At 57.4% G+C, this 14,588-nt stretch carries 11 protein-coding genes; 5 read left to right on the top strand and 6 right to left on the bottom strand.

Features of this window, described 5'->3' with window-relative positions:
* Positions 1 to 33: 33 nt before the first annotated feature.
* The 5 genes from RI563_RS05910 to RI563_RS05890 form a co-directional block, all read right to left on the bottom strand.
* The gene (locus RI563_RS05910; RefSeq protein WP_310693439.1) at positions 34 to 1,083 is read right to left on the bottom strand and encodes an aspartate carbamoyltransferase; all 1,050 of its coding nucleotides are present in this window, start codon (positions 1,081 to 1,083) and stop codon (positions 34 to 36) included.
* 112 nt (positions 1,084 to 1,195) lie between these two features.
* On the bottom strand, positions 1,196 to 2,638 hold the full coding sequence (locus RI563_RS05905) for a sodium:solute symporter family protein (protein ID WP_310693438.1): 1,443 nt from the start codon (positions 2,636 to 2,638) through the stop codon (positions 1,196 to 1,198).
* The gene (locus RI563_RS05900; RefSeq protein WP_310693437.1) at positions 2,635 to 3,387 is read right to left on the bottom strand and encodes an isochorismatase family cysteine hydrolase; all 753 of its coding nucleotides are present in this window, start codon (positions 3,385 to 3,387) and stop codon (positions 2,635 to 2,637) included. Before RI563_RS05900 ends, RI563_RS05905 begins: the two co-directional genes overlap by 4 nt.
* On the bottom strand, positions 3,384 to 4,628 hold the full coding sequence (locus tag RI563_RS05895) for a Zn-dependent hydrolase (protein ID WP_310693436.1): 1,245 nt from the start codon (positions 4,626 to 4,628) through the stop codon (positions 3,384 to 3,386). The genes RI563_RS05900 and RI563_RS05895 overlap by 4 nt, the downstream gene beginning before the upstream one ends.
* Positions 4,625 to 5,191: a fibronectin type III domain-containing protein gene (locus tag RI563_RS05890; protein WP_310693435.1), complete on the bottom strand. Its 567-nt coding sequence runs from the start codon at positions 5,189 to 5,191 to the stop codon at positions 4,625 to 4,627. The genes RI563_RS05895 and RI563_RS05890 overlap by 4 nt, the downstream gene beginning before the upstream one ends.
* A gap of 640 nt (positions 5,192 to 5,831) precedes the next feature.
* Between RI563_RS05890 and RI563_RS05885 the strand changes: the two genes are divergently transcribed.
* The 4 genes from RI563_RS05885 to RI563_RS05870 all read left to right on the top strand — a co-directional run bounded on the left by RI563_RS05885 (position 5,832) and on the right by RI563_RS05870 (position 11,633).
* Positions 5,832 to 8,735 carry a molybdopterin oxidoreductase family protein gene (locus RI563_RS05885; protein ID WP_310693434.1) on the top strand — a complete coding sequence of 968 codons (2,904 nt, stop codon included), beginning with the start codon at positions 5,832 to 5,834 and terminating at the stop codon, positions 8,733 to 8,735.
* Between the two features lie 70 nt (positions 8,736 to 8,805).
* A complete protein-coding gene (locus tag RI563_RS05880; RefSeq protein ID WP_310693433.1) occupies positions 8,806 to 9,531 on the top strand; it encodes a 4Fe-4S dicluster domain-containing protein in 726 nt (241 codons plus the stop codon).
* A 114-nt stretch (positions 9,532 to 9,645) separates the two neighbouring features.
* Entirely contained in the window at positions 9,646 to 10,614 is a 969-nt protein-coding gene (locus RI563_RS05875) for a dimethyl sulfoxide reductase anchor subunit family protein (protein WP_310693432.1), read from the top strand.
* 389 nt (positions 10,615 to 11,003) lie between these two features.
* Positions 11,004 to 11,633, top strand: coding sequence for a response regulator transcription factor (locus RI563_RS05870; RefSeq protein ID WP_310693431.1), 630 nt, complete (start codon positions 11,004 to 11,006; stop codon positions 11,631 to 11,633).
* 343 nt (positions 11,634 to 11,976) lie between these two features.
* On the opposite strand, the gene RI563_RS05865 is transcribed toward RI563_RS05870, so the two are convergent.
* A complete protein-coding gene (locus RI563_RS05865; RefSeq protein WP_310693430.1) occupies positions 11,977 to 13,215 on the bottom strand; it encodes a diguanylate cyclase in 1,239 nt (412 codons plus the stop codon).
* Positions 13,216 to 13,542: 327 nt separating this feature from the next.
* On the opposite strand from RI563_RS05865, the gene moaA reads away from it, so the two are divergent.
* Positions 13,543 to 14,523, top strand: a complete 981-nt coding sequence (gene moaA / locus RI563_RS05860) for a GTP 3',8-cyclase MoaA (RefSeq protein WP_310693429.1) — start codon at positions 13,543 to 13,545, stop codon at positions 14,521 to 14,523.
* Positions 14,524 to 14,588: the final 65 nt, after the last annotated feature.

The raw sequence follows: 14,588 nt of genomic DNA, 5'->3' as shown, positions 1-14,588 counted from the left end.
AGTACCTAGTACCTAGTACCTAGTACCTAGTACCTAGAACCTGACAAGGCTGGTCATGACGGCCATGCGCATGTAGACCGCGCCGCGCGCCTGGGCGAAATACCAGTTGTGCGGGGTGTTATCCAGATCGGTCGCCAGTTCCTCGCCACGGGCCAGCGGGTGCAGAATAATCGATCCGTTCTTCAGCGGTGAATCACTGTCCAGACGATATTCACTACCCAGTTCTTCATAACTGTCACCCACCCAGGCGATGGCATTGATATACACCACATCTGTATCCGGCAACTCGGCGTTCAGATCCGGCGCCACTTTCAGTTTCAGTCCGGCCTTTTCCAGATCTTCTTTCTGTCCCGGGGAAAACGGCTGCTTGGCATTGCAGATGATCACCACTTCCCTGATCGCCGGGCTGAACAGTGCCAGGAACGACAACAGACTGCGCACGGTACGCATCCGGCCCGGCACGCCGATCACGCAGATACGGATCTTTTTGTCTTCCGGAGGATTGTCCATCAGAAATTCCGGACGCCACTTGGCAATCGCGTAGATATCCGCCATGGCCTGGGTTGGATGCTCATCGGTACCGTTACCGGCATTGATGATGGGAATGCGCAGCACATCGAGCATTTCGTAAATGGCTTCCTCGTTGGAGTCGCGCAATACCACCACATCGCCATAGTGGCTCATCATCTCGGCCACGTCGTGTAACGACTCACCCTTGGCCACGCCGGTGGTGGACGGGTCGGTAATGGAGATCACGTCGCCGCCCAGCCGGTGCCAGACGCTTTCGAATGATAGCCGGGTCCGGGTGCTCGGCTCGTAAAAGGCACTGATCAGGATTTTACCCGTGAGCGGAAACTGGCCCATAGTCTGGGTGGTTTCGAACTTGGCCGCCAGGCGGCACAACTGGGCCACCTGCTCACGCGTGAACTGTTTGCCGGAGACCACCGAGCGATTGGCCAGATCTGCCAGGGACGCCGGGTCCTCGGGGATTTGCTCCATCAGTGACATGGGCATATCCAGCCCATCGGTCCAGTTGGTGGGCTCAATACGCTCGTCGAGCTTGGGATGTGTTTTGTCTACCATAACTGTTTTTTTATCCAGTCTCTTATCCATAAATAAATCAGTATCAACGGCGTCAGCGTGGAGACTGCCACGGCAGCCGTTACGATAAAAGCGAGAAACCCGGTACTGGCTGTCATGTTGCGCTGCCCTCCCGGCTCTGTTTCAGCTGTTCCCATTCAAATTCGGTTTGTGACAACGCCATGCTGATAAAGACCGTCAGCATGGAGACCGCCGCCGACACCAGCGCCGCCACATAAAACCCGATGCCAAAATAGGCCCAGGTGCCGCAACCGGTCCCCAGTACCATGGCCAGCAAGGCCCCGGTTGCGTTGGCTCGCTTCCAGTATAGCCCGGCAACAACCGGCCAGATAGCGCTGGCGACAAAAGCGCCCAGATATTGCAGCAGGCTGCCCAGGGTGGAAATGCGCGGCAGGCAAATCAACCAGGTAATGACACCCAGCAGTATCACGATCCGTTTGGCCATCACGCGCAGGCGTTCATCGCTGGCCCGGGGATTGATATGCCCCTTGTAGATATCGGTCAGGACCAGATCGCTGGTCGCGGCCAGCAGCGAGTCGAGACTCGATGCCAAAGCCGAGAACACTATAATAAAGACCAGCACGGCACCGCCAAAACCCAGCAGTTCGGCGGCGACCATCGGCCCGACCATATCCGCGGCCGGCACGTTCAGTCCCAGCGCCGGTGCCGCCAGGGCGATAAAGCCGGCCACAATCGGGATGGGCACCCAGATAATGCCCGCCAACAGATAGGCCCGAAAGCCCACGTCCTTGCGAAAGGCAAAGGCACGCGACCACCAGACATTGGAATGAAAAATTTCGCCGATGCCAAACAGCAGATTGTTAAACAGGAACATGACGGCAGCCGGCATCAACAGATTCAGCAGCTCGGGGCGGTCTTCCAGCAGGCTGCTGTGCATCTGATCGAAACCGACTTCGTTGATGGTCAGAATCGCCAGGGTCACGACCCCGCCGATGATCAGCAGGGTCTGGATAAAGTCAGTACCAATAACCGCGCGTAAACCACCCAGCAGGGTATACAGCACACAGATCGTCAAGATGACCGTCATGCCGACCTGGTAATCGATACCGGTCAGGGCATGAATCAGCACGCCACCGGCCATGCCCAGACTGATCAGCCAGCCGATGGCATAGCACAACGAAATCACCAGAAATACGCGCCAGGTCCAGACACCGTAGCGCAGGCGGATAAAATCACCACTGGTATAACCGAACGGCAGCAACTGACGAATACGACGCGCCAGTGGCGCGAACAGCATCAGACCCACCGAACCCAGCGAATAACCCAGCATGCCCCACAAACCCAGTTGCAGGGCAAACTGGGGCGCGACCATGGTGGTGTTGCTGGTCACCCAGGTGGCCATGGCCGTGGCAGTCCCCAGGGCCATCCCCACACGCCGACCGGCCAGCATGTAATCATCCAGCTCTTTGTTCTTGCGCCCCAAGAACCAGCCCAGCCAGATCCAGATCACACTGAAGATGGCCAGGATCAGCCAGCCGACATTGGGATCAAGAATCGCGGAGTTGACGCTATTCATGCCACGACCTTGTTGATCTCCTTGATGGCGTCATCGGTGGTCATGACCCGGGAGTAGCGATCCTTGACCGTACGAATCGTCGCCGTGTGTAACTCCGGGGTCACGGTAGTGCAGCCATCCGCGATCAGGGTCGTGTAAAACCCGAGATCACTGGCATCGCGAATGGTGGTGGAAACGCACTCGTTGGTATAGACACCGCAGACAAACAGCCCGGTGACCCCCATGTTGCGCAGCACATATTCCAGATTGGTGGCATTGAATACGCCGCTGGCGCTTTTGTTGATCACGATCTCATCGCCCACCGGTGCCACTTCCGGAATGAACTCCGCCTCCTTGGAACCGGGTGCGGCATGCAGGCCAAGACGTTTGTGGCCGGGGCTGCGATCGCGCCCGTCCTGAGTCAGGGACTGGATGCGAATGTGGACGACTTCCAGCTTGTTGGCGCGAAAAGTATCCTGCAGGCGCCGCACGTTGGGTAGCACCGTATTCTCCAGCGAATCGAAATAAAACTCTTCGGCCTCATGCGGCATCTGTTCCCTGTCAACATTGGCGAAAACGCCGAAACCCCGTGCGGCGTCCAGATATTGCAAATCGATTACCAGCAGAGCGGTATGGTGTTCCTCCAGCGACTGCTGAATCGCCTGTACCGGGGTAATCGAGGCACGATATTTTTCTTCAAGGGGATCGACATCCAGAAACTCCGGATTCAGATCCAGATCTTCACTCAGATCAAACGTATCATCGGTCATGCGGCTTGTTCTCCGGCAATTCTGTACAGCGCATTGAGCATAACATTGGCGCCACGCTCGATATCCACCAGTTCGGTCCACTCGGCCGCCGAATGACTGCGTCCGCCCTTGCTCGGGACAAAGACCATCGCGGCCCGGGCAATCCTGGCCATCATCTGGGTATCATGGGCGGCGCCACTGGCCATAACCAGCGGTTCATGATTCAGCTGTTTGGCCACATCTTCCAGATCCCGGACCAGTCCCAGGTCACACTTGACCGGGGCGATCTCACTGAGAATCTTGAATTCGAACATCAGGTTACGTCGCCGGGCAATCGCGGACAACGCCTTGCGAAAGGCGTGCTGCAGATCCTCGAGGGTATGCTCGTCAGTATCGCGTGCCTCCAGGGAAAACTCGACCCGTCCCGGGACCACGTTGGGCGCCCCCGGCTTGATATCCACCCGGCCGATGGTGGCCACGCTGCGCGCCGAGCCGTTCTCTTCCAGGATACGCTGAATCTCGCTGGAAAATTCCGCCAGCCCCTGAAAGGCGTCGTTACGCATATGCATGGGCGTGGTTCCGGCGTGGTTGGCTGTACCGATTAAACTGACTTCCCACTTGAACAGCCCGGCGATGGCATCCACCACGCCGACGCTCAGACCCATCTGATCCAGTATCGGCCCCTGTTCGATATGCAACTCCACAAAGGCATGGATGGCCTCCGGGCGATAACGGGCATGCAGGGCGTGCATCGCGTCATAACCGCGTTCCTGCATCGCCTCGGACAGGGTAATGCCATCGAGATCGATCGCCTGATGGATCGATTCAGGGGTTAACTGGCCGGCGATCGATTGCGAACCGACCATGCCGCCGAAACGGCCCTCTTCATCGGTGAACGAGATCACTTCCATCGGATAGCGCAGCGGCAGATTCTGTTCCTTGATACTGCGCAGACACTCCAGCCCGACCAGCACGCCCAGTGCGCCATCCAGATGGCCGGCGCTCGGGACCGTGTCCAGATGCGAGCCGGTCACGACCGCCGGCGTCTCCTCGTTCCAGTTGAGCCGGCCATGAATATTGGCGGCACCATCTTCATAGACTTCCAGCCCGGCTTCTTCCAGTTGTTGTTTGAACCAGGCGCGGCCTTCCATATCGCCATCGCTAAAGGCCATGCGATACAGACCGTGATCCTCGCGACGCCCGATGGAAGCCAGCGTTTCGATGTCTTCCTGCAGGCGCTTGGTATTAATTGATAATGTCACTGTGACTCCTTACTGTGATAACGACGGTTGCCGATCAGGATCGCAATCACGATCGATAGAAAAACAATGGCACCGACGATGAAAAATCCCAGGGCCCGTGACAGAGGGTGATGTTTGACCTGGACCTTGACGATGTCAGACCAGGCACCGGCGGCACCGTCATCCACCGTCCGGGCGCGATAATAATAAGTGCCGTCGGAACGACCGGTCACGACCCTTGCCCGGTCACGACCCTGATAAAGAGGTTCTGCATTTTCGAACCGGGCGTTGTCGGCTTCCTGAAGCTCGACAGGGGCGTTATCATCCGCGCTTTTCCACTTGAGTTGATAATATCCGGCCGTGGCGACATCCGTATCCGCCTGCAAGTCAATCGCGAAGGAAAGGGACGGGAGACACAACAGTGAACACAACGCCGCGATGAGTATTCGTATCCGCACAAAGCCGGCAGCCCGGTTGCCAACTCGCGACAGACGCCCGATCGAACGGGTTAAACGGCTTGTTGGTTCAGAAGAATTCAATGAAGTATCCATTATCTTCACTGCAACAAGGCCGGGCGTATACATTGGATATGACACGTAGCCTGAACAGTGCAGCGAAATTTGTCATCCATTCTGCCATGACTGCCAATAAAATTCACATTGCCCCAAAAGTCTAGTTAAAAGAGATACTTATTGCCAGCCAGGCTGACGCGGACGAATCGGTATCGCGTGGAGGGCGCAGACACCCTGCAAACCCTTTGCCTGGCAATACACAGACCGCATGACCCGGAATGACACCTTATATATTGTCCGTTGCGCCCAAAGCGATAAGTTCCGGCCAGACGCGCCTCATATTTTGCATGGGCGGGACAGGAGACGTTAAAGAAACATGCGGGTCTCAGGAAACTTATACCCGATCTAAATATAAGTGAATTTTATTTCCACTCATCGCGGTGATCGGGGTTTAAATTTGTCGCCAATCAGCTATAGTTGGCGCGACCTCAACTGAAAGCTTAAAACTCCCGTAAAAACAGATGCTTAGTCGGGCTATGGCTATCTCTCTTCGGGTAGGGGGCAGGCCCGGTCAGTATCTCCGTCTGGATACAGTTAATCCATAACTATTTTAGTATATAATGATTTTATAAACCTTTTAATAACCCTGATTAGTCACTGTGCGTGGCGGCCCCTATAATCGCGCACCCCATTAAAAAGGCTAGGTTTGACGATGGCAGTTATACATGACCCGATTCAGAAGCCCGAAGGGCGGACTGAAACCAAGAATACCACCTGTTATATGTGCGCCTGTCGCTGTGGCATCCGTGTCACCGTGCGTGACGGGGAAGTGCGTTATATCCAGGGCAATCCCGATCATCCGCTGAACAAGGGCATCATCTGTGCCAAGGGTTCCTCGGGAATCATGAAACAGTATTCGCCGGCCCGGCTGACCAAGCCGCTGATGCGCAAACCCGGTGCCAACCGGGGCGATGCCGAATTCGAGGAGATAAGCTGGGATCAGGCGTTCGACATGCTCGAAGAGCGCCTGAGTCACCTGCGCGCCACCGATCCGAAGAAATTCGCCCTGTTTACCGGCCGCGACCAGATGCAGGCCCTGACCGGCCTGTTCGCCAAGCAGTACGGCACGCCCAACTACGCCGCCCACGGCGGCTTCTGCTCGGTCAACATGGCCGCGGGTATGATCTACACCATCGGCGGTTCCTTCTGGGAATTCGGGGGGCCGGATCTGGAGCGTGCCAAGCTGTTCGTGATGATCGGCACCGCCGAGGATCACCACTCCAATCCGCTGAAGATGGAGCTGTCCAAGTTCAAGCGCAACGGTGGCCGCTTTATCTCCATTAACCCGGTGCGCACCGGCTACTCCGCCATCGCCGACGAGTGGGTGCCGATCAAACCCGGCACCGACGGCGCGCTGATGCTGGCCCTGACCCACGAAATCATCAAGCAGGGTCTGTTCGACCGCGACTTTCTGGTCAATTACACCAACTCCGCCGAGCTGGTGAATCTGGATGAAAACAGCTCCGAATATGGCATGTTCGTGCGCTTCGAGGTCCCCGAAGAGGAAGGCTGCTTCGATCCGCAGAACAAGCTGTGGTGGGACCGGGAGCTGAACAAGCCGATCTCCACTCACACGCCGGGCGCCGATCCCTACCTGCTGGGTGAGTTCAAACTGCCCGATGGTACCCCGGTCAAACCGGCCTTCCAGATGCTGACCGAGCGCGTCCAGCAGTACACGCCGGAATGGGCCGAGAACATCACCGGCATTCCGGCCGAGACCATCCGTCGCCTGGCCTATGAAATGGGCATCACCGCCCGCGATGAGAAGATCGAACTGCCGATCGCCTGGACCGACGTGTGGGACAACGAACACGAGTCCGTTACCGGCAACCCGGTCGCCTTCCATGCCATGCGCGGTCTGGCCGCCCACTCCAACGGCTTTCAGACCATTCGCGCGATGAGCATCCTGATGTCGATCCTCGGCACCATCGACCGTCCCGGCGGCTTCCGTCACAAGGCGCCGTTCCCGCGCCCGATTCCGCCCTGCCCGAAGAATCCGACCTCGCCGGACGACGTGCAGCCGAATACCCCGCTCAACGGTATGCCGCTGGGCTGGCCGGCGGACCCGGACGATCTGTTCGTCGACGACAAGGGTGAGCCGGTGCGGATCGACAAGGCCTTCTCCTGGGAACATCCGCTGTCGGTTCACGGGTTGATGCACAACGTGATCACCAACGCCCACCGCGGCGATCCCTATAACATCGACACCCTGTTCCTGTTCATGGCCAATATGGCGTGGAACTCCACCATGAATACCGATGAAGTGCGCAAGATGCTCAACGACAAGGACGACAACGGGGAATACAAGATCCCGTTTTTGGTCGTGGCTGACGCGTTCGAGTCGGAAACCGTCGCCTATGCCGACCTGGTGCTGCCCGATACCACCTACCTGGAGCGTCACGACGTGATGTCCATGCTGGATCGACCCATCTCAGAATACGACGGCCCGGTCGACTCGGTGCGTATCCCGGTGGTGCCGCCGACCGGCGAGTGCAAGCCCTTCCAGGAAGTCATCATCGAGCTGGGCTCGCGGCTCAAACTGCCGGCCTTCGTGGATGAAAACGGCAACCGCAAGTTCCGCGATTATCCGGACTTTGTCACCAACTTCGAAACCGCCCCGGGCTCCGGCATCGGCTTTCTGGCCGGCTGGCGCGGCAAGGGTGGCGAAAAAGCCATGCGTGGCGAGCCCAACCCGGATCAGTGGAAGATGTACGAGAAGAACAACTGTGTCTTCCATTACGAGCTGCCCAAGTCCTACCAGTACATGCGTAACTGGAACCAGGGTTACCTGCAGTGGGCCCAGGGCAACGGCCTGACCCGCTATGCCGAGCCGATCAACTGCCACATCTACTCCGAAGTGCTGCAGAAGTTCCGCCTGGCCGCGCAGGATCGCAACCCCGGTGGCCGGGTTCCGCCCAAGCATCTGCGCAAACGTATCGAGACCTTCTTCGATCCGCTGCCGTTCTATCATGAAACACTGGAATCGCAACTGAGCGACAAACACAAGTATCCGTTGAATGCGATTACCCAGCGGCCGATGGCCATGTACCACAGCTGGGACTCGCAGAATGCCTGGCTGCGACAGATCCACACCTACAACTATCTGCATATCCATCCGCAGACCGCCCGGGCGGCCGGTATCGACGATGGCGCCTGGATGTGGGTCGAATCCATGCACGGCAAGGTGCGTTGCCTGAGTCGTTACAGTGAGGCGGTCGAGCCGGGTACGATCTGGACCTGGAACGCCATCGGCAAAGCCAGTGGCGCCTGGAACCTGAGCAACGACGCCAATGAATCCAAGCAGGGCTTTTTGCTGAACCACGTGATTGGCGAGGAACTGCCGACCCATGAAGCCGGCGAGCACATTTCCAACTCGGATCCGGTCACCGGCCAGGCCGGCTGGTATGACGTGCGCGTCCGGGTCTACCCGGCGGGTGAAGGCGAAGAACCGGTCACTTTCCCGCAGTACGAGGAAATGCACGCGGTGCCGGGCACCCCGCCACGTCGCAAATGGCTGCAGTACTTCGCCGGCATGTTCAACAAGCAAAAAAGCTGATAACGCCAAGAGCCACAAACAGGGATGTTTTGACTCTTTGCTGAGAATGCATCGATAAAGGTTAAGTGATATGACTCAACTCGCACTTGTAATCGACCTGAACGTTTGCGTGGGTTGCCACGCCTGCGTCACCAGTTGTAAACAGTGGAACACATCCGGTGCCGCCGGCCCGCTGTTCGATGAAAACCCGTATGACAAGGACCCCACCGGAACTTTCTTCAACCGGGTCCAGACCTACGAAGTGGGTAATTACCCGAACACGGAAACCATCCATTTTCCGAAGAGCTGCCTGCATTGCGAAGACGCGCCCTGCGTGCCGGTCTGCCCGACCGGCGCCAGCTACAAGCGTGAGAACGATGGCATCGTGCTGGTGGACTACGACAAATGCATCGGCTGCAAATACTGCTCCTGGGCCTGCCCGTACGGCGCGCGCGAGCTGGACGAAAAAGAGCAGGTGATGACCAAGTGCACCCTCTGCGTGGATCGCATCTACGACGAATCCCTGCCGGAAGCCGAGCGCAAGCCGGCCTGTGTCATGGCCTGTCCGACCAACGCGCGACTGTTCGGTGACGTACACGATCCCGATTCGGAAGTGTCGGTCGCGATTCGCGAGCAGGGCGGTTACCAGCTGATGCCCGAATGGGGCACCAAGCCGGCCAACCATTATCTGCCACGTCGCAAGACCAAGATGCACATCCATGAAGACGAGCTGGTGCGCGTGGATAATCCGCTCAAGAAAGAGGATATCCGCCACAAGACCACCAAGGATGTCACCCTGGACGACTGGCTACTCTAAAACAAAGTGACGAGGTACGAGGGCCGAGTGACGAGGAAAAGCGGAATACTCCTGTTTTTTCTCTCCTCGTAACTCGGCCCTCGTCCCTCGTAACTCAAATTCGGAGAATTTGTCATGCATCCTGCATTTTCGGTTATTTTTCTCACCACTCTGATCGGTGCCGGTCAGGGGCTGTTTCTGGCGCTGTTCAGCGGTCAGCTGTACTCCGCCGTCAATCTGCTACCGGCGCAGAGCAGTAATTTCTATGTCACCGGCAGTATCATCGCCCTGGTATTGATGGTTGGTGGCCTGGCGGCGTCGTTTTGGCACCTGGGCCGTCCGGAGCGGGCCTGGCGAGCCGCCAGCCAGTGGCGCACATCCTGGCTGTCGCGGGAAGTCATCATCCTGCCGGCGGTCATGGGACTGGTGTTCATCTACGGCGTGCTGCACTTGAGCGGCTGGCAACCGAACTGGTTCCACAACGCGATCCCCAACCAGCCGGCGCTGATCGTCGGGGCGGTCACGACGCTTGCCGTGTTTGCCCTGTATATCGCCACCGGCATGATCTACGCCAGCATCAAGTTCCTGCAGGAATGGGCCAGTGTCCTGACCGTGATCAACTACACCCTGCTCGGTGCCGCCTCCGGCTTCACCCTGGCCACTGCTCTGGCGGCCTGGCAGGGCTCCGGCCTGACCGGCTTCTACGGTACCTGGGCGGTCATCCTGACTCTGGCCGGCCTGATCAGCCGTGCCGCCTCGCTGTATCGCAACGCCCGGATCAAGTATAAATCGACCGTGCAAAGCGCCATCGGGATGCGCCATAACGCCGTGGTCCAGAAATCCATGGGGATGATGGGCGGCTCCTACAACACCCGGGAATATTTCCATGGCGCCAGCGCGGCCTGGTTCAAATCGATCAAGTACATCTTCCTGGTCCTGGTGTTCCCCGTGCCGCTGATTCTGCTGTGGGCCGGCCTCACCGCCGCCAGCGTCCAGGTTCTGGCCGCCGCCTTCGTGGTGCAATATGTCGGCCTGCTGTTCGAGCGCTGGTTCTTCTTTGCCCAGGCCAACCATCCACAGAATCTGTACTACCAGACCATCTGATTGCCGCCGGCAATCCCTGAAAAAGCGCATCTTCGGATGCGCTTTTTTTTGCCTACCACGTAAAAATTAGGGTAATCCCCAATAACGCTCTCCCACCCTCCTCATATATGCTGGAAAGGAATAATGCCCATGTAAAATAATGGACTTAATGGCATCGCATCAGAGCCTAAAATGGACACAAAAATTTGAGAACCGTGTCACATTGCCGATAACACTACGGGTTGCGAAGTTCAGGAGAGCCCTGGCGCACAGCCAGGCCGGCGCCCCCCCGGTCTCTTCTGAAAATCGCAGTATTCGCCCGAAAAAGGAGTGTTCAGGGGCAACAGAGCCATTGCGGTCTCATGGCGCGATACCGCGAGCGCTCGGTCAACAAAAGCCAAATACAAATAATGAAAAAAGCCACAATCCATGTAGTTGACGATGATCAGTCCGTGCGCGAATCCATTGAATGGCTGATCGATTCTGTGGGGCTGAATATCCGGACCTACGGTTCCGCCAATGAGTTTCTGGACAACTATACCGAGGACTCACTCGGTTGCCTGATCCTTGATGTGCGCATGCCGGGGATCAGCGGTCTGGATCTGCAGCATATTCTTGCCGAGCGGGGCATCGATCTGCCTATCGTCTTTGTCACCGGCCATGGCGATGTCCCCATGGCGGTGCGCGCCCTGAAGAACGGCGCGGTCGATTTCATCGAAAAACCGTTTAACGATCAGGTACTGCTGGACACGATCCAGGCCGCAGTGCAAAAACATCGCGATCGACTCAAACAACGTGCCGAGCTGGAAAACCTGCAAACGCGCTATTACAACCTCTCCACCCGCGAGCGGGAAGTCATGGACCGGGTCGTCACCGGAAAGCCCAATCGGGATGTGGGCGAAGAACTGGGCATCAGCGTGAAGACCGTGGAAGTCCATCGCGCCAAAGTGATGGAAAAGATGCAGGCCCGCTCCATCGCTGACCTGGTCAAAATGGCCATGATGATGCGCGAAACCGGCAACGGCAAGAATTCGCGTTAGCAGAATTCAGGTACCATGTTTTTGAAATCATTCGAACAAACGCGGAGTACGCGGAGGCGCGGAGCCGCAGAGAAGATCATTATATTTGCCACATAGCCGGTAGCTCTGTGCACATGATACGTTCTACGCACTATTTCCCCGCTTCATTTCCAGCAGACATGGAAACAACCACTGAAGACATCGAGTGAACTGTTCCAGCTAACTTCAGTGTTTCGGTAGTTAGTGAACATTGTAAGTGGGCACAGCTGAAAACCCGGTTACGTCATTACCAGAAACCGGGTTTACTCTGCGTCTCCGCGCCTCCGCGCCCTCTGCGTTAACTTCTGGCCATCCGTAAAAATGACTAAATGTCGCTGAAGCTGATGACGCGGTTTCGGCCGGCATCCTTGGCCTTGTAGAGCGCTTCGTCGGCGCAGGCGATCAGCATTTCGGCGTTGGCAGCGTCATCGGGGTAGCATGCCAGGCCGGCACTGACGGTAATGTTGATTGTGGCGTTGTCGCTGATGGTAAACGCTTTTTCCTCGACCAACTGACGTATGCGCTCCGCGGTGTCCCGTGCATCCTTCTCCGAAGTGTCGGTAAGAATCATCCCGAACTCCTCACCCCCATAGCGCCCCACGTAGTCCGACTCCCGGACCTGCTTTTTTAACAAAGAGGACAGAACACGCAGGGTATGGTCTCCGGCCGGATGTCCGTAGGTGTCGTTTACCTGTTTGAAATAGTCGAGATCCATCAGCAACAACACAAACGGGTGTCGGGATCGTTTTGCACGACGCACTTCATCCTGCAATCGCAGCTCAAACTCCCGTTTGTTCAACAACCCGGTAAGGCTGTCATAAGAGGCGAGAAATTCCAGCTCATCGGCCATGTTGTTAAAGGTGTTGGCCAACTGGCCAAATTCGTCCCTGTTCTCCAGCTCAATTCGATGGCTCAAATCGCCATTACCGAAACGCTCGGTGCCCTCGCGCAACAGGGTGAGCGGCCTGAGTACCTGGCGGGCCAGCCGGTTACCGATGTGGATCGCCACCAGTACCCCGGCGAGAAACACCACCAGCAGCAACACCTGAATCTGTTGCTGGTTATGCAGCGCATTTTGATAGTTGGTGCGAATCTCAACCTGCAGAGTCGTATAGACCTCATCCAGTATCCGGCTGGTTTTCTGCTGCTGCTCTTCAAAGTGGGTGATGTCCGCCAGCAGGATGGTGTGACCGGTGCGATCCCGCTCGATAATCGCCTTGCCCAGCGCGACCAGTTCGCGCCAGCTTGCCGCGGCGCGGCTGATGTCCCGGCGATATTCCCGCAGCAGGCCTGAATTGTTCAGCAACGCGGTGAACTGGCGATCGATATCCCGGGTCTGTTTGCCGAACCGCTGACGCTCGCGCTGGCTGCCGGAAAGCAGGTATCTGTCCAGCGGCATATCGAGCTGCAGGATGTCACGATGAAGCTCGCTGACGGGCAGGCCCACCGGCAGGCTCTCCTGAATCACCGACTCGAACGAATCAATGGTCTGCAGATAAAGCAGATAGCCGACAATGCCCAGCAACAACAAGGGCAGCAGCATCAGGCCGGTACCGAGCAGCATTCGCTTTCGTAAAGAGTATCGCATTCGTATTGCCCCGTCCGCGGGGATGTCTTCGTCGTGACTCAGGGTTTACCCCTACTTAAGTAAGTATCAGGGGTATCGGCAGAGGATATCACTACTTTAGAATATTTGAATTAGTTCCAAGTAAGCGCTTACCAACTATCTATCCCGGATGAAACACTCTTCATGTCGGGCTAGACTGGCGCTGTTAGATCGGCTCACAATGGCTTCAATTAACCGGATTTTCAAAGGTTTTTCAGTACATTACAAACTACTAATTTTCGCCTATAATGATCCTGTTACCTGGGCAACACACTCGGTTATTTTATGGCAGACCTCATCGACCCCTTCGGCAGACGCATCGAATATGTCCGGCTCTCGGTCACGGACCGTTGCGACCTGCGCTGCAAATACTGCATGCCGGAAGGTTTCAAGGATTTCGAGGAGCCGGAAGACTGGCTGACGCCGGATGAAATCGAACGGGTGATCGGGGCCTTTGGCCGCCTCGGGACCCGCCGGGTCCGCGTCACCGGCGGCGAGCCGCTGGTGCGCAAGAACCTGCCCGGGCTGGTCGCCCGGCTGGCCGCCCTGCCCGGGATCGAGGATCTGTCGCTGAGCACCAACGCCACCCGCCTGGACAAGCACGGCCAGGCCCTGTTCGACGCCGGTGTCAGTCGCATCAATGTCAGCCTGGATACCCTCAAACCCGAGCGCTTCAAGGAAATCACCCAGGGCAAGCTGGAGAAAGTCCTCAACGGCCTGATGGCCGCCAAACAGGCCGGCTTTCATCCCATCAAGATCAATATGGTGGTCATGAAGGGGGTCAATGACGACGAAGTGCAGGACATGGTCGATTTTTGTATCGAACACGACTTTACGCTGCGCTTTATCGAGACCATGCCGGTCGGCGAAACCGGCCGCGCTGCCACCGATCAGTACATCAGTCTGCAGGACGTCAAGGCCCGCCTGGCCGAGCAGTACGAGCTGATACCCGGTATGATGCCCGGCGGCGGCCCGGCCCGCTACGTGCAGGTCGCCGGCACCGAACTGCGCATCGGTTTTATCACCCCCATCTCCCAGCACTTCTGCGAAACCTGCAACCGCGTGCGGTTGTCCGTGGACGGCACTCTGTACATGTGCCTCGGCCAGGAAGAAAGCTATCCGCTGCGCGAACTGCTGCGTGCCGGTATCAGCGACGCCGAACTGGAACAGCACATCGTCAAGGCCATTGCCCTCAAACCCGAGCGCCATGAGTTCAACGAAAAGCCCGAACAGGTGCTGCGCTTCATGTCCATGACTGGCGGCTAGCGCCGCAGGGGCTAGGTGCTAGGTGCTAGGTACTAGATTGTGGGAGGGGCTTTCAGCCGCGACCT

Source organism: Thiohalophilus sp. (assembly GCF_031581315.1).
Classification (GTDB): domain Bacteria; phylum Pseudomonadota; class Gammaproteobacteria; order UBA6429; family Thiohalophilaceae; genus Thiohalophilus.
Note: the sequence above shows the minus strand (reverse complement) of the source record. Positions and strands in the feature narration are given on the sequence as shown.

Coding starts and splice junctions, on each gene's coding strand:
- RI563_RS05910 (WP_310693439.1), bottom strand. CDS start 1,083: ATGGTAGACAAAACACATCCCAAGCTCGACGAGCGTATTGAGCCCACC.
- RI563_RS05905 (WP_310693438.1), bottom strand. CDS start 2,638: ATGAATAGCGTCAACTCCGCGATTCTTGATCCCAATGTCGGCTGGCTG.
- RI563_RS05900 (WP_310693437.1), bottom strand. CDS start 3,387: ATGACCGATGATACGTTTGATCTGAGTGAAGATCTGGATCTGAATCCG.
- RI563_RS05890 (WP_310693435.1), bottom strand. CDS start 5,191: ATGTATACGCCCGGCCTTGTTGCAGTGAAGATAATGGATACTTCATTG.
- RI563_RS05885 (WP_310693434.1), top strand. CDS start 5,832: ATGGCAGTTATACATGACCCGATTCAGAAGCCCGAAGGGCGGACTGAA.
- RI563_RS05880 (WP_310693433.1), top strand. CDS start 8,806: ATGACTCAACTCGCACTTGTAATCGACCTGAACGTTTGCGTGGGTTGC.
- RI563_RS05875 (WP_310693432.1), top strand. CDS start 9,646: ATGCATCCTGCATTTTCGGTTATTTTTCTCACCACTCTGATCGGTGCC.
- RI563_RS05870 (WP_310693431.1), top strand. CDS start 11,004: ATGAAAAAAGCCACAATCCATGTAGTTGACGATGATCAGTCCGTGCGC.
- RI563_RS05865 (WP_310693430.1), bottom strand. CDS start 13,215: ATGCTGCTCGGTACCGGCCTGATGCTGCTGCCCTTGTTGTTGCTGGGC.
- moaA (WP_310693429.1), top strand. CDS start 13,543: ATGGCAGACCTCATCGACCCCTTCGGCAGACGCATCGAATATGTCCGG.